Source organism: Pseudomonas sp. 14A, assembly GCF_018132745.1.
In the GTDB taxonomy this organism is placed as follows: domain Bacteria; phylum Pseudomonadota; class Gammaproteobacteria; order Pseudomonadales; family Pseudomonadaceae; genus Aquipseudomonas; species Aquipseudomonas mercuritolerans.
In genome coordinates, this window is record NZ_JAGRQJ010000003.1 from 646,172 (window position 1) to 664,914 (window position 18,743).

An 18,743-nucleotide genomic window follows, 5' to 3' on the forward strand; every position below is an offset into this window, starting at 1 on the left:
GGTCTCCCCTGTGGGAGCGAGCCTGCTCGCGAAATCGTCGCAAGCCGCAATACATGCTGTGCGGCGAGCATTGCATTCGCGAGCAGGCTCGCTCCCACAGGGCTTGCAATAACTTGGCGGGCGGTTAAGGTTCGTGCAGGTTTATCGCCCCCACGAGTGTTCAATGTTCAACCGCTCCCTCTATACAACCTTCGCCAGTCTGTTGTTGACCGCCGCTGCGCTGCCGGCCCAGGCCAATTGGTACCTGGACGGCGAGTCGTCGCGGCTGTCGTTCGTCAGCACCAAAAATGCCAGCGTGTCGGAAGTGCAGCGTTTTCTGGTGCTGCACGGCAAGGTCGACCCCAACGGTCGCGCCGAGGTCGAAGTCGAGCTCGAATCGATCAACAGCGGCATTCCCCTGCGCGATGAGCGCATGCGCAAGGAGCTGTTCCAGATCGAGCAATTTCCGGCAGCGACCATCACCACCCAGATCGATCTGCGCCCGATTAACGATCTGGCCCCCGGCGCGCAGTTGGAATTGCGCCTGCCGCTGACCGTCAGCCTGCACGGCAAGCAGCACGAATACCCGGCCGAGTTGCTCGCCACGCGTCTGGATGATCGGCGCTTTCAGGTGGTGACACTGGAGCCGCTGGTGATCAACGCCGAGGATTTCGATCTGGCGCCGGGCCTGGAAAACCTGCGCAAACTCGCCGATCTGTCGGCGATCAGTCTGTCGGTGCCGGTGGGTGCGGTGCTGATCTTCACGGCGCGCTGACATGCGCGGTGCGGTGTTCCCCTGGCGTGACGGCAACCGTTTCGAACTGTTGATCGACGGCCCGCAGTTCTTTCCGCGCATGCTCGAGCATATCGCTGGAGCTACAGAGCAGATCGAACTGGAGCTCTATCTGGTCGAGGCCGGCGCCTGCGCCGAAGCCATCGTCCAGGCACTGGTCGCGGCGGCCGAGCGCGGCGTGCGCGTGCGTTGCCTGTTCGATGATTACGGCAGCCTCGCGTTCACGCTGCACCTGCGCCAGCGCCTGACTCAGGCCGGAGTCGAGCTGCGTTTCTATAATCGCCTGAGCTGGCGGCGCTGGGTCGGCAACTTCTATCGTGACCACCGCAAATTGCTGCTGGTCGACCAATGCCTGGCAGTGGTCGGCGGCACCGGCGTGACCGATGAATTCTGGACGCCGGGCCATGATGTCAGCGAGTGGCACGAGGTGATGGTCGAGATCAGCGGCCCGTTGGTGATCGATTGGCAATTGCTGTTTGATCGCCAGTGGATCGCCAACCGTTACCGCCGCGCCTGGCGCCCGGCCGCGCATTTTGGTCTGCCACGTTTGCCGCGCGTGCCGGACAAGGGCGAGGGCATGGGCCGTGTGGCGTATGCCGACGCCCGCCAGCACCGCGACATTCTGCAATCGCTGTTTCGCGCGCTGAACAGCGGGCAAAAACGCATCTGGATGGCCACGCCGTACTTTCTGCCTACCTGGAAAATCCGTCGCTCGCTGCGCAAAGCCGCTGCACGCGGGGTCGATGTGCGGCTGTTGCTGACCGGGCCGCGCACCGATCACCCGTCAGTGCGCTACGCCGGGCATCGCTATTACCCGCGCCTGCTCAAGGCCGGGGTGCAGATCTTCGAGTACCAGCCGTGTTTCCTGCACCTGAAAATGGTTCTGGTCGACGAATGGGTAAGCATCGGTTCGTGCAACTTCGATCACTGGAATCTGCGTTTCAATCTGGAGGCAAATCTGGAAGCACTGGACCCGGCGTTGACGGCAGCGGTGGAGTCGAGCTTCGTGAAGGACTTCGGCTTGAGTCAGCTGGTGAGCCTGGAGGAATGGCAGCGCCGACCGTTGTGGCGGCGGGTCAAGCAGCGGGTGTGGGGCTGGGTGGATCGGTTGGTGGTGAATATTCTCGATAGACGCGGATAACCACGATTTTGAATACACCCTGAATCCAATGTGGGAGCGAGCCTGCTCGCGAAAGCGGTGTGTCATTCAGCAATTTTTTGTCTGAATGATCGCTTTCGCGAGCAGGCTCGCTCCCACAGTGTTTTGCAGTGTTGCTGCTGTTACAGCAATTCAAAACTCTGCTGCGTCACCGCCTGCGAATCCAGGCCGATCTGCACGTTGAACTTGCCGGGCTCGGCCGCGTATTTGAGCTGGGCGTTGTAGAACTTCAGGTCGTCCTCGGTGATGGTGAAGTGCACGACTTTCTGTTCGCCGGCCTTGAGCATGATCTTCTGGAAGTTCTTCAGTTCTTTCACCGGCCGGATCATCGAACCGGTGACGTCCTGGATGTACAACTGCACCACGGTTTCGCCGTCACGTTTGCCGGTGTTCTTGACCATGACGCTGGCGTCGAGCTTGCCGCTGGCGTTGAGGGTGGTCGATGACAGCGCCATATCGCTCAGGGCGAAGGTGGTGTAGCTCAGGCCATAACCGAACGGAAACAGCGGGCCGGTGGTGTCATCGAAATACTGCGAGGTGTAGTTGCCCGGTTTGCCCGGCGTGAACGGCCGGCCGATGCTCAGGTGGTTGTAGTAGGTCGGGATCTGGCCCACGGAACGCGGGAAGGTCACCGGCAGTTTGCCCGACGGGTTGTAGTCGCCGAACAGCACGTCGGCGATGGCGTTGCCGCCCTCGGTGCCGCTGAACCAGGTTTCCAGGATCGCGTCGGCCGACTGGTTTTCTTCGAGAATTGTCAGCGGACGGCCGTTCATCAACACCAGCACCAACGGCTTGCCGGTGGCTTTCAGCGCGCGGATCAATTCGCGCTGGGTTTGCGGGATGTTCAGGTCAGTGCGGCTCGAGGATTCGTGGGACATGCCACGGGACTCGCCGACTGCCGCGACGATTACGTCAGCATCCTTCGCTGCTTTCACCGCTTCGTCGATCAGCACGTTGGCCGGGCGCGGGTCATCGACCACTTCCGGGGCATCGAAGTTGAGGAAGTTCAGGTAGTCGAGGACCTTCTTGTCGCCCGTGATGTTGGCGCCACGGGCGTAGATCAGGTTGGCCTTGTCGCCGATCACCGAACTCATGCCGTCGAACAAAGTGACCGATTGTGCCGGGCGCCCGGCGGCGGCCCAGCTGCCCATCATGTCGATCGGCGCTTTCGCCAATGGACCGACCAGCGCGATTTTCGCGTCTTTCTTCAGCGGCAGGGTTTCGTTCTGATTTTTCAGCAGCACCAGACTGCGACGTGCCACTTCGCGGGCCTCGGCGCGGTGCAGGCGGCTCTCGGCGTAGGTGTCGGCCGGGTCATCCTCGGCCTTGCCGATGCGCAGGTACGGGTCCTTGAACAGGCCCATGTCGTATTTCGCAGCGAGGACTTCGCGCACGGCGTTATCGATGTCTTTCTGTTCGATCTCGCCAGACTTGAGCAACCCCGGCAGTTCTTTGCCGTAGAGGGTGTCGTTCATGCTCATGTCGATGCCGGCCTTGATCGCCAGCTTCGCCGCTTCGCGACCGTCGCGAGCGACACCGTGCTTGATCAGTTCGAAAATCGCGCCGTGATCGCTGACTGCCAGGCCTTTGAAGCCCCAGTCCTTGCGCAGCAGGTCGTTCATCAGCCATGTGTTGGCCGTGGCCGGGATGCCGTTGATCGAGTTCAACGCCACCATCACACCGCCAGCACCGGCATCGATCGCGGCGCGGTAGGGCGGCAGGTAATCCTGGTACATCTTCACCGGGCTCATGTCGACGGTGTTGTAGTCGCGGCCGCCCTCGACCGCGCCATACAGGGCGAAGTGCTTGACGCTGGCCATGATGCTGTCGGCAGCGCTCGGGGTCTCGCCCTGATAGGCCTTGACCATGACTTTGGCGATGCGCGAGGTCAGGTAGGTGTCTTCGCCGAAACCTTCGGAACTGCGGCCCCAGCGCGGATCGCGGGAGATATCCACCATCGGCGCGAAGGTGATGTCGAGGCTGTCGGCAGCGGCTTCTTTAGCCGCAACGCGACCGGACTGGCCGATGGCGTCCATGTCCCAGCTCGATGCGAGGGCCAGCGGAATCGGGAAAATCGTACGGTGACCGTGGATCACGTCGTACGCGAAAAACATCGGAATCTTCAGGCGACTGCGCATGGCCGCGTCCTGCATCGGACGGTTTTCCGCGCGGGTGATCGAGTTGAACGTGCCGCCGATATTGCCGCCGGCGATTTCCTTGCGGATCAGCTCGCGGGGCATTTCCGGGCCGATGCTGATCAGGCGCAACTGGCCGATCTTCTCGTCGAGGGTCATTTGTTTCATCAGGTTGCTGATGAAAGCGTCCTTGTTTTCCAGAGGTACCGGGGTCGTGGCGGCCAGTACCTGATGACTGGCCAGGCTGACGAACAGACCCAGCAAACACAGCTTCTTCATGAATTTTTTCTCTAGAGCCCAAACGGTGATGCAACACCGGCCAGCCAAAATGTAGGGAGCGACTATTGTTGTTCGGATACCGGCGCAAAATCCTGAGCCGGAAAACCGCAGCCGACAGCGGCAACGTGAACGCGAAGGGCACTTTTTAGCCGATTAGCCCGTCGCATGCCAGTGGCGGCGCCGATTATGCCCCAACCGCTGGCCGGGAATGCCCAGCGTTCGGTTTTTAAATCAAATGTGTCATGGAGCATCACTGCAATGAATATCAGCTCAACCTCCCGTTCACGGCTACAGATCGCCACGTTGCTGGTGTTCGCCACGCTGTTGACCGCGTGCGGCATCAACAATATCCCGACGCTCGACGAACAGGCCAAAGCCGCCTGGGGCCAGGTGCAGAACCAGTACCAGCGCCGTGCCGACCTGATCCCCAATCTGGTGGAAACCGTGAAGGGCTACGCGGCCCACGAACAGGAAACCCTGACCGCAGTCATTGAAGCGCGAGCCAAGGCCACCTCGATTCAGGTCGATGCCAGCACCCTCGACAATCCCGAGAAGCTCAAGCAGTTCCAGCAGGCACAGGATCAACTGACCGGCGCGTTGAGCCGTTTGATGGTGGTCTCCGAGCGCTACCCGGATCTGAAGGCCAACCAGAACTTCCTCGCCCTGCAATCGCAACTCGAAGGTACGGAAAACCGCATTGCCGTGGCCCGTCGCGATTTCATTCTGGCGGTGCAGAAGTACAACACCGAGATCCGCACTTTCCCCGGTCGCCTGTGGCACAGCGTGATGTACAGCGATCTGCCGATGCGCGAAACCTTCGAAGCCACCACGCCCGGCGCGGAGAAGGCCCCGGAAGTGAAATTCTGACTCGAGGTTGCCCATGCGTGTGTTGAAACTGGGCCTGGTGCTGATGCTGTGGCTGTTCGCCGTCAGCGCCCGGGCCGAATTGTCGTTTCCGCCGCTGAGCGGGCGCGTGGTCGATCAGGCGCAGATGCTCGAGCCATCGATTCGCGCGCAACTGAGCCAGCAATTGCAGGCGCACGAGCAGGCCACTGGCGAGCAATTGGTGGTGGTCACGCTGCCGGATCTGCAGGGCACCACCATCGAGGATTTCGGCGTCCAACTGGGTCGGCACTGGGGCATCGGCCAGAAGGACAAGAACAACGGCGCCTTGCTGATCGTCGCCCGTGACGAGCGCAAACTGCGCATCGAAGTCGGCTATGGCCTGGAGGATCGCCTGACCGATGCGCAGTCGTCGGTGATCATTCATCAGGTCATCACGCCGGCGTTCAAGGCCGGCAACTTCAGCAAAGGCATCAGCGATGGCGTTGCGGCGATGCTGGTGGTGCTCGGTGGCAATCCGCTGGACGAACCGTCGACCGTGTACGAATCCAGCGGCGACCCGGCGGATGATTTCATCTCGCGGCACCCGGCGCTGTTCATGTTTCTGGTGATGTTGTTCATCCTGACGGTGTCTGTCTGCCAGATGCTCGGTATCCTGCCTGCCGGCCGGGGTGGCTCCGGAGGAGGGGGCGGCTTTGGCGGAGGCGGCGGATTTGGTGGCGGTGGCGGTGGCGGTGGCGGCTTCAGCGGTGGCGGGGGCAGTTTCGGCGGCGGCGGTTCGTCCGGCGGCTGGTGAGATCAAAAGAATAATGAGCAGGCACTTTTCGACATGGCATTACTGACTGAACACGAACAACGCAAAGTCGCCGAGGCCATCGCCCGGGTCGAACGCGACACCGACGCCGAACTGGTCACGGTGCTCGCTGCCCGCGCCGACGATTACGCGTACATCCCGCTGCTCTGGGCCAGTCTGCTGGCGCTGGTGTTGCCGGGCATCGTCCACTACCTCACCGGCTGGCTGACCCTGCGCAGCCTGCTGCTGGTGCAATGGGGCATGTTCATTGTCCTCTGCCTGCTGTTTCGTCTGCCGAAAATCACCACCCATCTGGTGCCGCGCCGCGTGCGTCACTGGCGCGCCTCCAACCTGGCGCGGCGGCAGTTTCTCGAACAGAACCTGCACCACACCGTGGGCAGCACCGGCATGCTGATTTTTGTCTGCGAGGCCGAGCGCTATGTGGAGATTCTGGTGGACGAGGGGATTTCCAAACGGCTGGATAACAGCAACTGGGACGCGATTGTCGCGGCGTTCACCGAACAGGTCCGCGAAGGCCGCACGCTTGAAGGGTTTGTCACGTGCGTGGAGGCGTGTGGTGAGTTGTTGAAGGTGCATGTGCCGGTGACGCAGGTGCGCAATGAGTTGCCGAATCGGTTGGTGGTGTTGGGCTGATATGGCTTTTCACTTGAGCCCCAGACCCTCACCCCAGCCCTCTCCCGGAGGGAGAGGGAGCCGACCGAGGTGTCTTTTGCTCGAAACCGACCTGAACGTCCGAGTCGACTATGGATTGAGAACCTGAGTTCGGCTCGTTTTTTCAGGTCGGCGTAGTTCTGGAGAACAGCGCGATCGGCCCCCTCTCCCTCCGGGAGAGGGCTGGGGTGAGGGGCTTCTGAACCGTTGGGTAAATAAGAGGGTGTCCTCAACCCCCATCCCCCCTAAAATACCCGCCATTCCTGATTCCGCCCGTCCGAGGCCGCTTGTCCATGTCCGTTTCCGCTTCTTCCGCGCCGTCCGCCAAACCGGCCGCCGATCACCACGCCCAGTTCATCGAGCTGCTGCAAACCAGCCTCGACGACAGCGGTTTCATCAAACTGGTATTGGCCAAATACGTCGGTGAAGAGGCGGATCTGCAGCGGGTCATCATCAAACCGGTGACGGTCAAGGCGCAGCCGTGCCTGTCATTCGTTTATCGCTACAAGACCCGCGACATCACCAAGAACCTGCCGCTGAGCGAAGGCGTGGCGCTGATTGCCGGTCTGCTGCCGACCTCGTTCAAAAATGCTCATTTACTGGCGTTGACCGACGAAGCGCAGCTGGAATACAGCAAAAAGGGCAAGAGTTCGCTGTTCAAGAGCAAGCCTCAGCAATTGCGTGAAGCGCCGTCCGCCGAGCACAACCGCGAGAAAAACCGCTTCCTCGAATTAAGTCGCCCGTTCCTCAAGGATCTGGGCGTGACCAATGCGCAGCACGAGCTGATCCCGGCGATGTCGCGCAAGTGGAAGCAAATCAACAAGTTCATCGAAGTGTTCAGCCATGCCCTGACCTCGTCGCCGCTGGCGCTGGACAAACCGGTGCGGGTCGCCGATTTCGGTTCGGGCAAGGGCTACCTGACGTTCGCCATTCACGACTACCTGCGCAACACGCTGAAGGCCGAGGGCGAAGTCACCGGCGTCGAGCTGCGCGAAGAAATGGTCAACCTGTGTAACGCCGCAGCGGCCAAGCTCGAGCATCGGGGGCTGGTGTTCAAGTGCGGTGACGTGCGTACGGTGGCGCCGAGCGAGCTGGACGTGATGATCGCCCTGCACGCGTGCGACATCGCCACTGATTACGCGATTCACACCGGCATCCGCTCGGGCGCGTCGATCATCATGTGCTCGCCGTGCTGCCATAAACAGATCCGCCTGCAGATCCAGAGCCCGGCGCTGCTCAAACCGATGCTGCAATACGGCTTGCACCTCGGCCAACAAGCGGAAATGGTCACCGACAGCTTGCGCGCGTTGTTTCTCGAAGCCTGTGGTTACGAGACCAAGGTGTTCGAATTCATCTCGCTGGAACACACCAACAAGAACAAGATGATTCTCGCGGTGAAACGCGCCGAGCCGGTCGATCCGACGCAGTTGCTGGCAAAGATCGAAGAGCTGAAAGCGTTCTACCACATCAGCGAACACTGCCTGGAAACACTGCTGCGCGCTGACGGCTATATGCCTTAACAGGCAGCTGCAAGCTTCAAGCGGCAAGCTGCAAGTTGCAGCATGACGCTGGTGTGCCTGATATGGGTGATCCTGTTTTTTCTTGAAGCTTGAAGCTTGAAGCTTGAAGCTTGAAGCTTGCAGCTTGCAGCTCAATTTGGGTCTACCTTGAATACTCCCCAGACCTTTCCCCGAGGAGTATTCCCATGGCCGCGAAAAAGATCCTGATGCTGGTCGGCGATTACGTCGAAGACTACGAAGTGATGGTGCCGTTCCAGGCCCTGCAGATGGTCGGCCACACGGTCCACGCCGTGTGCCCGGACAAGTCCGCTGGCAGCACCGTGCGCACTGCGATTCATGATTTTGAAGGCGATCAGACCTACAGCGAAAAACCCGGTCACTTGTTCGCACTCAATTTCGACTTCGCCAAGGCCAGCGAAGCCGATTACGACGCGCTGCTGATTCCCGGCGGTCGTGCGCCGGAATACCTGCGGCTGAACGACAAAGTGCTCGAACTGGTGCGCGCGTTCGACAACGCCGGCAAGCCCATCGCAGCGGTCTGCCATGGCGCGCAACTGCTCGCGGCGGCGGGTGTGCTCGAAGGGCGTGAGTGCAGCGCGTATCCGGCCTGCGCCCCGGAAGTTCGGTTGGCGGGCGGCACCTACATCGACATTGCGGTGACCGACGGCCATGTTCAGGGCAATCTGGCCACCGCTCCGGCGTGGCCGGCGCATCCTAAATGGCTGGCCGGTTTCCTCGGTCTGCTCGGTACGAAAATCAGCTTGTAGTCGGGGCAGGCGACAGATCGCAGACGCTGGTCTTTACTCTGAAGCGCGAAATCTCTCAATCGCCCGAGGAGAAACAGACATGTCCGGATGGTACGAAGTGAGCAAAAGCAGCAACGGCCAATTCAGGTTCGTGTTGAAAGCGGCGAACGCCGAAACGATTCTGACCAGCGAACTCTACAGCACCCGCGCCGGCGCCGACGGCGGCATCGCCTCGGTGCAGGCCAACAGCCCGCATGACGAGCGCTACGAGAAAAAATCGACCAAGGACGGCCACCCGTACTTCAACCTCAAGGCGGCCAATCACCAGGTCATCGGCAGCAGCGAGTCGTATTCATCGGATGGCGCGTGCGACAAGGGCATTGCCAGCGTGAAGGCCAACGGGTCGACGAAAACCATCAAGGACAAGACCCTGCCTGTCCTCTGAAATCCGACATCAACCTGTGGGAGCGAGCCTGCTCGCGAAAGCGGTGTTCCAGTCACCTTTTGGATTGGCTGCCAGGCCGTCTTCGCGAGCAGGCTCGCTCCCACAGGTGACCGCATTCCATTGTGGGAGCGAGCCTGCTCGCGAAGGCGTCAGCCCGGCCAATATCAAACCTCAACCGGTACCGCCAATTTCGGACTGCCCAGCGCATGACTCTTGGCATCAAAGAACCGCAACTCAACTCCGGTACCTTCAAACACCTTGGCGTAGTGACGCTTCTGATGCTGGATGAACGCGGCACTGCGCGGGTAAATCGAGATCGCCACGGTCGCGGGTCTGGCCAGGCGCAATGCCCGCACCAAGTGTGCATCCTGCTCGCCCAGCGCGTGGCCGAAGATGCACAGGCTGTCGCCATGGGCCAGTAACTGCTTGTAACAGAACGACAGATAATCCGAACTGCGGATGGTCTTGAGCTTGTCGGCGCTCGGCCCTTCGGTGACGAACAGGGGCACGTCGTCCAGGGTTTTGATCGTGTTGTTGATGGCGAAACTGCCGAGCAGGGTGCCCTCGGTCGAGGTCAGTTTGCGTGCGGTGCCGTCCTGATTGCGCACCAGATGCAGCCCGCCGTGCAGGTACAGCAGGCGCGGTTTTTCGGTGGCGCTCTGGCTCAGATCGAAACTCGCGTCAGCGCCGTTGAACAGGTCGTCAATGGCCTCGCCCGGGTGTTGCAGCGCCCAGTAATTGAGCAGGTCGTAGTTGGTGGTGAACACCGTGCGATAGCGCGCCAGTTCTGCATTAAGCACCGTCAGTGTCGCAGGCTGCACCAGCCGCCACGGGATGTGCACCGCGTGCACGGTGTTGATCAGCGCTTCCTTGATCGCGTAATAGCGATTGCGCGGCGCCGCTGAACTGACCGCCAGCGCCTTGTTGACCCGGCTGGTGGTTTTCAGGGCGCCCAGCACTTGCTCGAAGCTGCGGGTTTGCAGCGCGTCGAATACCGCCAGTTCCGATGGGCTCAGCGGTTTCTCTTCGACCGTACGGGCGTTTTCGAACAGCGAGTCGTAGCCGAAGTCATCCCACACCGCGCGGCTGGCGCCATTGCCCACCAGCAAACCCTGGAAATCGTTCGCGGCGCGCAGGGCGTTCCAGTCTTCGAGGGTGGCGTCGACATCGAGAAAATCGGTCATTGCGTGGGCGGTCTCAAAACAAAGGGCAGATGGACGGCGACTTTATCACGAGCGGACATTGAGCCAGATCAACATTGCTCGTGACCGATCGGTCGATCCTGTGTGCACCCGCCGAATCGAGGCAGTCGATCCGGCTCCAGTCAGGAGACACACGATGAGCAGCACCTTCTTCATTCCGGCGGTCAACATCATGGGCAGCGGCTGCCTCGACGAAGCCATGGTCGCGATTCGCAATTATGGCTTTCGCAAGGCGCTGATTGTCACCGACAGCGGGCTGGCCAAGGCCGGCGTGGCCGCGATGATCGCCGAGAAACTGGCGATGCAGGACATCGATTCGGTGATCTTCGATGGCGCCAGACCGAACCCGACCACGGCCAATGTCGAATCGGGGTTGGGGCTGTTGAAGGAAAGCCGTTGCGATTTTGTCGTGTCGCTGGGTGGCGGCTCGCCACACGATTGCGCCAAGGGCATCGCCCTGTGCGCAACCAATGGCGGGCAGATCGGCGATTACGAAGGCGTCGATCGCTCGAGCAAGCCGCAATTGCCGCTGATCGCCATCAACACCACCGCCGGCACTGCCAGCGAAATGACCCGCTTCTGCATCATCACCGACGAATCGCGCCACGTGAAAATGGCCATCGTCGACCGCAACGTCACGCCACTGCTGTCAGTCAACGATCCGGAACTGATGGTCGCGATGCCCAAAGGCCTGACCGCCGCCACTGGCATGGATGCACTGACCCACGCTATCGAAGCCTACGTCTCGACCGCCGCCAACCCCATCACCGATGCTTGCGCGTTGAAAGCGATGAGCCTGATCAGCGGCAACCTGCGCCTGGCGGTGCGCGACGGCAGCGACCTGGCGGCGCGGGAGAACATGGCTTACGCGCAGTTCCTCGCGGGCATGGCGTTCAACAACGCCTCGCTCGGATTTGTGCACGCCATGGCGCATCAGCTCGGCGGCTACTACGACTTGCCCCACGGCGTCTGCAACGCTGTGCTGTTGCCGCATGTGCAGAGCTTCAATGCGCTGGTATGCGCTGACCGACTCAGGGATGTCGCCCACGCCATGGGCGCGGATATTCGCGGTTTCAGCGCAGAAGAGGGCGCGCAGGCGGCCATCAATACCATTCGCAACCTTGCCAAAGACGTCGAGATACCCGGTGGCTTGCGCGAGCTGGGCGCGAAGCTCAGCGACATCCCTGTGCTCGCCGCCAATGCCTTGAAGGACGCCTGCGGACTGACCAATCCACGGGCAGCGGATCAGCGCCAGATCGAAGAGATTTTCCGTAACGCATTTTGAATGAAGGTGCGCAGGCGAGCGAAGTCGAACAGTCCTTCGCTCGCTTCTGCGACCACCGTAAAGGTGCGTACGCCCGCCCAGTTCGACGCGACGCCGTCCAATCGATGATTGACGGAAACTCTGTGTACTCGCGCACCGAGACCGGTCAGCTGTGTGAACCAGGTCATGTCAGGCCCAACCCTTACCTGAGCGAGGTGGCGACCGTCGTTCAGATCGACAATGTCGACGTAACCGCCTGCGCGAGGCACTGTTCCCTGGAATGTCACGACATCGCTGACCTGCTCGCTTTCCCCAGGCAAATCGATGACAGGGGCATCATCTGTTGCGTTGGCTCTGAATGAGCGAGGGGCGGACCACTCCGAGGCGGCGCCCGCTATCACGCGAGCACGGATCTGATGAAGTCCCGGAGCGATTTCTTCGAAAACATCAACTGTCCAGCGTTCGTCGCTTCCGATGGGGCCTGAAGCGTAATGGAAGTTTTCCCCGGCATCCCATATCTCGATCAAACCACCCGCCGGCCCCGTTCCGAACAGTACGGGACGGCGTGCGGTTTTACCGCCCTCAAAAGGAAATACGATCGTCGGAAGCCCCGGCTGGGCGTCCGTTGGATGTCCGCTACTCATGACCGGTTTGCTCATTCAGAAATGATGAATGAAAAGGTTTACAGATTTGAACCGGTTTTGGACCTGTAAGAACTACCAGTTTTTTAGACTTGGTTGGTTGGACGTCAATAGCCTTAAGTTCTAAAAAACTGTCATTTATGTCAGTTGTTCAACATGGCTTCTTCGGGTCGAATGCTCTGAACAAGGGGGTCGACGTCGATCTCTTGAAGAGAATACGAACATGTCGAAATCCCCCGCGCCAAAGGCACCCAAAGCACAGTCAGCCGGAGAGCTGGATGAGCTTTTTGGTTTGCGAACCCTGAAATTTCCCGGGGCGAGCAAAACCATCAGCAAAGGCGTGGCGATCACTCCTTCAGGGAAGATCATGGTCAGCGCAACCGTTGAGCGATCAGGTCATTCGTACTACGGCCTTGCTCGTCTGGATGCCAACGGGAGTCCGGACTCGAGCTTCGGTGACGCCGGCTATCTGTCTGGCCACTTTGGTACACCTCTGCTCTCGCAAGGCGGACACTTGCTAGTGGATGCGGACGATGGGCTGATCTGGATGTGTGGGGTGATTGGCATCATCGAGGACGAGGTCATTAAACTCCACCAGGTCATCGCCCGGTTCTTGCCCGACGGCTCGCCGGACATCGCGTTCGGCGACGACAGGAGCGGCTACCAGATTGTGCCTACGCGTATCCCTTTGTTGTCCGGTGCCACGCATGGGCGATTTATTCTGACGAAATCTACCCCGCAGGTTGAAGGGGCGGACGGGCTGCTTTTCGTGACGTCTCAAAACGGTAGTGGTTTGTTGACGCGGTTGCTTCGCGGTGGCGCGAATGATCCATCGTTCGCTGACAAAGGCTGGCTGGTCCTGACGCTGCCTAAGGTAGCCATTTCATTGTCGGGGATCATTCAGCTCGCCAACGGGCTGATTCTGGTGCATGGCAAAATCGAAGTTACCAATCAGGGATTGGTCATGGCATTCGACAGCAGCGGAAACGTCGCAGAACAGTTTGGCGACAAGGGAGTATTGGTGCTGAACATCCAAAGGGATGGCAAACCGCTCGAAAGCCACGTGGAGAACATCGTTGCGCAAACGGCAGAGCGCCTGCTGCTGCTCGGTTCGGCGGTCGAATCAACGCAAGGTATGAAGCTCCAGCATGGTGTGATCAGCGGTATCACCGACGCCGGTCAGATGGATACAGCGTTCGAGAATCCTGTGATCACCCCCGCAATACAGACACTCGATCTCAGGAGTTGGAAGGCAGGCTTCGCGCTGAATGATATCGACGACGGACGGATCGTCGCGGTCGGGCAAACCTCGGGCAATTCACGAGGCTTGCTGACGGGAGGTTTTGAGGTCGACGGCGCGGTGGATGATTCTTTTGATATCGAAGGCGCGAAGGACATTTCGTGGCCTGCCATCGATGCCTGCTTGCAAGGCTCATCCATCCTGGTTTTGGGCCGCAAAGACGACAGCGCGCAGTTGGTTCGCTTGCTGACCGCGGCCATCACAAAACCCGCACAACGCCGTCGCCGATAATCGATTCAAGGTAAAGCTCGCAACGCGTTCTAACGGATGTCTCCCCTCGGCGTGAACCGCACGCACAGCATCGCGCCCACTGCCAGTAACACGCACAGCAGCGACAACGGCCAGGCTTGGGGGCTGGCGATCAGGCTGGCCATCGCGCCAATGATCGCCGCCATCAACTGATGGATAAAGCCGCTCAACGCCATCGCATAAGCCCCGGCGATCGGTGCGCCATCGTTGGCGCGAGACAGGCTGATCGGGTAGTTCAAGGATTGGCCAAACACTGCCACGCAATAGGGCAGCCAAAACAGAATGGCGATGGAGCTGGCCGTCAAGCTTCCCAGCAACATCACGCCACTGCCCGCCAAGACCAAACCCACGCCAATGGTCATCAACCGCGCCTGACCGGTACGCACGACGAAGCGGTTGACAGCCAGTGCGCCGAGAAAATACGCCGCGCTGATCGGCCAGCCGAGCAGTCCGTAATCCACCGTCGACCACGCGAACGGCCCCTGCAGAATCAGCGGTGCGGCAGTGTTGAAAGCGATGATCACGCCGTAGCCCAAACCACCCGCGAGAGCCGGAAGAAGAAACGTCCGGTGCAACGCAATCCGTCGATAAGCGGACCAGGATGAGGTGCTGACGGGTTCGTCAGTCATCGAAGGGAAAGTCACTCGCGAGACAATCACCGCCATCAACAGGCACGTCACACCGAGCAAGTAGAAGATCGCCTGCCAGCCCAGCGTCACCTCGATGAGCGAGCCCAGATATTGGCCGATACCCAGCGCCACCACGAACGATATCGAAATCCACGACAGCGCCTTGGCGAGGAGATCGCCGCGAAAACTGTCGCGGATCAGCACCCGCGCCATCACCGAAATACCGCTGGCACCCACGCCTTGCAACAATCGCAGCAGCAAAAACGATTCAAGCGTCGAACCCGTCGGTAACGCCAGATTGCTCAACCCATAAATAACCAGCGCTGCCAGCAACACCGGTTTGCGTCGGATGCGCTGCGCCAGACTGCCCCAGAACAACATCGGCAGCGCCATACCGATAAGGTACAGCGACAACCCCCACGCCACCTGCGCAGGTTCGGCGCGCAGATAACGGGCAATCTCCGGCAGCGCCGGCAGATAAATACTCATGCCCAGTTGGGCGAGGAAAACCGTGCTGCAGGTGATCAAAAGGGTGACGCTGGCGTTCATGGCTCATCCCTGTTTCAGTCGCTTGTTGCCCTGCATTACGAACCCACCGCTGGTGCAAAGACTTTACAAAGCAAAAAGTCCGGAATAAATCGGCGGTTTCCGTCATTCCTGAGAGGCGGCGGAGTTTAGTTTGTAGGGCGAAACCATGAAAGTCTGCGGACTGTTCACATGTCTGACTAAAACGAAAACCGGGCTATCCTGCCGATTCAAATCACTCAGTACTCGAGCTTCCCATGCTGCAAAAAAGCCTGATCCGCCGTCTCGACCTGATCACTCTGCAACTGTTCGTCGCCGTCCACGAGGAAGGCACGTTGACCCGTGCGGCTGCGCGCGAAGCCATCGCGGTGTCGGCGGCCAGCAAACGTCTGATGGAGTTGGAGGAGGCGCTGGGCATCGCTTTGTTCGTGCGCCAGGCCAAAGGCATGATCCTCACGCCGGCCGGTGAAACCCTGCTGCACCATGCGCGGCAGATGCTCTTCAACGTGGAAAAAATGGGCCTGGAGCTGGGTGAGCACAGCCACGGTGTGCGCGGTTACGTGCGCATGCTGGCCAATCTGTCGGCGATCATTCAGTTTCTGCCCGAAGACTTGCGCGACTTCTCGGCGCAGCATCCGCAGGTCAAGACCGACCTCGAAGAACGTCCCAGCGCCGGGGTCATTCAGGGCGTGCTCGATGGCGTCGCGGACCTCGGCATCTGCTCCGACGACAGCGACACCAAAAGCCTGCACAGCGTGTTGTACCGTCAGGACAAACTGGTGGTGCTGATGCTGCCGGAGCATCCGTTGGCTACCTGCGAATCGGTGACTTTCAGTGAAACCCTCGACAGCGACTACGTCGGCTTGCACGCAGCCAGTTCGATCAACATGCGTACCCATGCGGCGGCGCGGCAGGCCGGCAAAGTCCTGCGCATCCGCATTCATGTGCCGGGATTCGATGCGGTGTGCCGGATGGTCCAGGCGAACATGGGCATCGGCATTCTGCCGCAGCGAGCCTATGAGTTGTTCGGTCAGGCGCTGGGCTTGCGCGCGGTGCCGCTGACCGATGCCTGGGCGGATCGCGCGCTGATTGTGGTGGTGCGCGATGAGGCGGGGTTGTCGCCGGTGAGCCGGATGTTGTTTGAGCATTTGCGCGGGCGGTAGATCTTCATTGCGGCTGATGGCCTCTTCGCGAGCAGGCTCGCTCCCACATTGAACTTGTGTGAACACAGAATCTGAAACCACTACAGATCCTTGTGGGAGCGAGCCTGCTCGCGAAGGCGGCCCTGAATTCACCACGCAATCACTGCGGAGCATTCGCATTTCGCGAACGCCCATTGCCGAGAGACGGCTGGATTCGCTGACGATCGTTCCTCTAGCCTTGGCGACATATTCCAAGAACAAGAGGTACCCGCGATGAATGCCCCTTTGAGTGCAATCAAAGTGATCGAGATCGGCACCCTGATCGCCGCGCCGTTTGCCGCGCGCATGCTTGCCGAGTTCGGCGCCGAGGTGATCAAGATCGAAGCCATGGGTCAGGGCGACCCGCTGCGCAAATGGCGCAAGCTGCACGAAGGCACATCGCTGTGGTGGTACCTGCAATCGCGCAACAAGAAATCCCTGGCGCTCAATCTGAAATCCGCTGAAGGCATCGAACTGGTCAAGCAACTGGCCGGCGACGCCGACGTGATCATTGAAAACCTGCGCCCCGGTGCGCTGGAAAAACTCGGTCTGGGTTGGGACGTGCTACATGCGCTGAATCCGAACCTGACCCTGGTGCGTATCTCCGGCTACGGCCAGACCGGCCCTTACCGTGACCGGCCCGGTTTCGGTGCGATTGGCGAGGCCATGGGCGGCATCCGCTACACCACCGGCAATCCCGATTCGCCACCGGCGCGAGTCGGCGTCAGCCTCGGCGATTCGCTGGCCTCGCTGCACGCGGTGATCGGCGCGCTGATGTCGCTGTTGCGGGTCAAGACCGGGCAGGGCGGTGGACAGGTCGTCGATGTGTCGCTGGCCGAAAGCGTGTTCAACGTCATGGAAAGTCTGGTGCCGGAATACGACATGCTTGGCCATGTCCGCGAACGCAGCGGCGGCGCCTTGCCGGGCATCGCGCCCTCCAATACCTACCTCACGGCCGACGGCGCCTACGTGGTGATTGCTGGCAACAGCGACCCGATCTACAAGCGCCTGATGCACACCATCGGCCGCGCCGACCTGGCCGACGCAGAAGAGTTCGCCCACAACGACGGTCGTGCGGCGCAGAGCGGTTTGCTCGATGCGGCCATCACGCACTGGACCAGCAGCCTGCCGATTGACGAGGTACTGGCCGCCCTCGAAGCCGCTGAAGTGCCGGCCGGGCGCATCTACTCGGTGGCTGACATCGTCGCCGATCCGCACTATCAGGCGCGGGACATGCTGCTCGATGCCGAGTTGCCCGGCGGCGCAACGGTGAAAATGCCCGGCATCGTCCCCAAACTCTCGGAGACCCCCGGCGGGGTAAACTGGTCCGGGCCGAAACTGGGCCAGCACACCGACGCTATTCTCGCCAATCTTGGCCTGACTGAACTCGATATCGAACGTCTGAAAGGCCAGGGGGTGGTGCAATGATCACTGACTATTCGCAAACCCTGATCGTCCAGGAAGTCTCGCCCCGCGATGGCTTGCAGATCGAGCCGACCTGGGTGGAAACCGCTGACAAGATCACCCTGATCAATCAACTCTCGCAGGCCGGATTCAGCCGCATCGAAGCCGGCTCGTTCGTCTCGCCCAAAGCCATTCCGGCCCTGCGTGACGGCGAGCAGGTATTCAACGGCATCCAGCGTCAGCCAGGGGTGATTTACGTGGCGTTGATCCCCAATCTCAAAGGCGCGCAACGCGCACTGGCGGCCAATGCCGATGAGTTGAATCTGGTGATGTCCGCCAGCCAGACCCACAACCTCGCCAATATGCGCATGCGTTGCGAGGAGTCGCTGGCCGCGTTCGCTGACATCGTTGCGTTTGTCAGCGGTTCAGGGGTGCGCCTTAATGGCAGCATCGCCACCACCTTCGGTTGTCCGTTCGAAGGCAAGATTGACGAGGATCGCGTGCTGCACATCGTCGACGCCTATCAGGAACTCGGCATCCAGGGCATCAGCCTCGCCGACACCACCGGCATGGCCAATCCGCGTCAGGTGGATCGCCTGGTGCGGCGCGTTTTGCAGCGGGTTTCGCCGGCCGACCTGACCCTGCATTTCCACAACACTCGCGGCCTTGGTTTGTGCAATGTACTGGCCGCTTACGAGGCCGGCGCGCGGCGTTTCGATGCGGCGCTCGGTGGCCTCGGTGGCTGTCCGTTTGCGCCGGGGGCGTCGGGCAATATCTGCACCGAAGACCTGGTTAACCTGTGCGATGAAGTCGGCATTCCCACCGGGATCGACTTGCCGTTGCTGCTGAAGCTTTCGCGCGGCCTGCCCGATCTGTTGGGCCACGAAGTTCCCGGTCAACTGGCCAAGGCCGGGCGCAACTGCGATCTGCATCCGATGCCGACCTTAAGATACAAAACCCTTGTGGGAGCGAGCCTGCTCGCGA

General features: G+C 60.6%; 16 protein-coding genes and 1 pseudogene. 13 read left to right on the plus strand and 4 right to left on the minus strand.

Going from position 1 to position 18,743, the window contains the following annotated elements:
- Positions 1–163: 163 nt before the first annotated feature.
- Complete coding sequence (locus PS14A_RS05560; RefSeq protein WP_039762684.1) at positions 164–754, plus strand: YceI family protein; 591 nt, start codon at positions 164–166, stop codon at positions 752–754.
- A gap of 1 nt (position 755) precedes the next feature.
- A complete protein-coding gene (locus PS14A_RS05565) occupies positions 756–1,913 on the plus strand; it encodes a phosphatidylserine/phosphatidylglycerophosphate/cardiolipin synthase family protein (protein WP_137215383.1) in 1,158 nt (385 codons plus the stop codon).
- Between the two features lie 140 nt (positions 1,914–2,053).
- Here PS14A_RS05565 and bglX read toward each other — a convergent pair whose 3' ends face one another.
- Positions 2,054–4,345: a beta-glucosidase BglX gene (gene bglX, locus PS14A_RS05570; protein ID WP_212615475.1), complete on the minus strand. Its 2,292-nt coding sequence runs from the start codon at positions 4,343–4,345 to the stop codon at positions 2,054–2,056.
- A 258-nt stretch (positions 4,346–4,603) separates the two neighbouring features.
- Here bglX and PS14A_RS05575 point away from each other — a divergent pair, with 258 nt between their 5' ends.
- From PS14A_RS05575 to PS14A_RS05600, 6 genes are all read left to right on the plus strand, one after another.
- A complete protein-coding gene (locus PS14A_RS05575) occupies positions 4,604–5,212 on the plus strand; it encodes a LemA family protein (RefSeq protein ID WP_024011957.1) in 609 nt (202 codons plus the stop codon).
- A 13-nt stretch (positions 5,213–5,225) separates the two neighbouring features.
- Positions 5,226–5,984: a TPM domain-containing protein gene (locus PS14A_RS05580; protein ID WP_212615476.1), complete on the plus strand. Its 759-nt coding sequence runs from the start codon at positions 5,226–5,228 to the stop codon at positions 5,982–5,984.
- Positions 5,985–6,017: 33 nt separating this feature from the next.
- Positions 6,018–6,635 carry a TPM domain-containing protein gene (locus tag PS14A_RS05585; protein WP_056783438.1) on the plus strand — a complete coding sequence of 206 codons (618 nt, stop codon included), beginning with the start codon at positions 6,018–6,020 and terminating at the stop codon, positions 6,633–6,635.
- A gap of 311 nt (positions 6,636–6,946) precedes the next feature.
- Entirely contained in the window at positions 6,947–8,173 is a 1,227-nt protein-coding gene (locus tag PS14A_RS05590; RefSeq protein WP_212615477.1) for an SAM-dependent methyltransferase, read from the plus strand.
- Between the two features lie 185 nt (positions 8,174–8,358).
- Positions 8,359–8,940, plus strand: a complete 582-nt coding sequence (locus tag PS14A_RS05595) for a DJ-1/PfpI family protein (protein WP_212615478.1) — start codon at positions 8,359–8,361, stop codon at positions 8,938–8,940.
- A 79-nt stretch (positions 8,941–9,019) separates the two neighbouring features.
- A complete protein-coding gene (locus tag PS14A_RS05600) occupies positions 9,020–9,364 on the plus strand; it encodes a YegP family protein (protein WP_212615479.1) in 345 nt (114 codons plus the stop codon).
- Between the two features lie 164 nt (positions 9,365–9,528).
- On the opposite strand, the gene PS14A_RS05605 is transcribed toward PS14A_RS05600, so the two are convergent.
- Positions 9,529–10,548 (minus strand): DUF4917 family protein, encoded by a 1,020-nt coding sequence (locus PS14A_RS05605; protein ID WP_212615480.1) that lies wholly within the window; start codon positions 10,546–10,548, stop codon positions 9,529–9,531.
- Positions 10,549–10,702: 154 nt separating this feature from the next.
- On the opposite strand from PS14A_RS05605, the gene yiaY reads away from it, so the two are divergent.
- Complete coding sequence (yiaY, locus tag PS14A_RS05610) at positions 10,703–11,851, plus strand: L-threonine dehydrogenase (RefSeq protein WP_212615481.1); 1,149 nt, start codon at positions 10,703–10,705, stop codon at positions 11,849–11,851.
- Here yiaY and PS14A_RS05615 read toward each other — a convergent pair.
- A complete protein-coding gene (locus PS14A_RS05615; RefSeq protein WP_212615482.1) occupies positions 11,812–12,489 on the minus strand; it encodes a hypothetical protein in 678 nt (225 codons plus the stop codon). The two genes, yiaY and PS14A_RS05615, sit on opposite strands and share 40 nt — an antisense overlap.
- Positions 12,490–12,694: 205 nt before the next feature.
- On the opposite strand from PS14A_RS05615, the gene PS14A_RS05620 reads away from it, so the two are divergent.
- Positions 12,695–14,002 (plus strand): delta-60 repeat domain-containing protein, encoded by a 1,308-nt coding sequence (locus PS14A_RS05620; protein ID WP_130909878.1) that lies wholly within the window; start codon positions 12,695–12,697, stop codon positions 14,000–14,002.
- Between the two features lie 29 nt (positions 14,003–14,031).
- On the opposite strand, the gene PS14A_RS05625 is transcribed toward PS14A_RS05620, so the two are convergent.
- On the minus strand, positions 14,032–15,198 hold the full coding sequence (locus PS14A_RS05625; protein ID WP_212615483.1) for an MFS transporter: 1,167 nt from the start codon (positions 15,196–15,198) through the stop codon (positions 14,032–14,034).
- Positions 15,199–15,431: 233 nt separating this feature from the next.
- On the opposite strand from PS14A_RS05625, the gene PS14A_RS05630 reads away from it, so the two are divergent.
- The 3 genes and pseudogenes from PS14A_RS05630 to PS14A_RS05640 all read left to right on the plus strand — a co-directional run.
- Positions 15,432–16,337, plus strand: coding sequence for a LysR family transcriptional regulator (locus PS14A_RS05630; RefSeq protein WP_212615484.1), 906 nt, complete (start codon positions 15,432–15,434; stop codon positions 16,335–16,337).
- 252 nt (positions 16,338–16,589) lie between these two features.
- Positions 16,590–17,783, plus strand: coding sequence for a CaiB/BaiF CoA-transferase family protein (locus PS14A_RS05635; protein WP_212615485.1), 1,194 nt, complete (start codon positions 16,590–16,592; stop codon positions 17,781–17,783).
- Positions 17,780–18,703, plus strand: a pseudogene (locus PS14A_RS05640) (hydroxymethylglutaryl-CoA lyase); the annotation flags it as partial. The gene PS14A_RS05635 and the pseudogene PS14A_RS05640, both read left to right, overlap by 4 nt.
- Positions 18,704–18,743 lie beyond the last annotated feature (40 nt).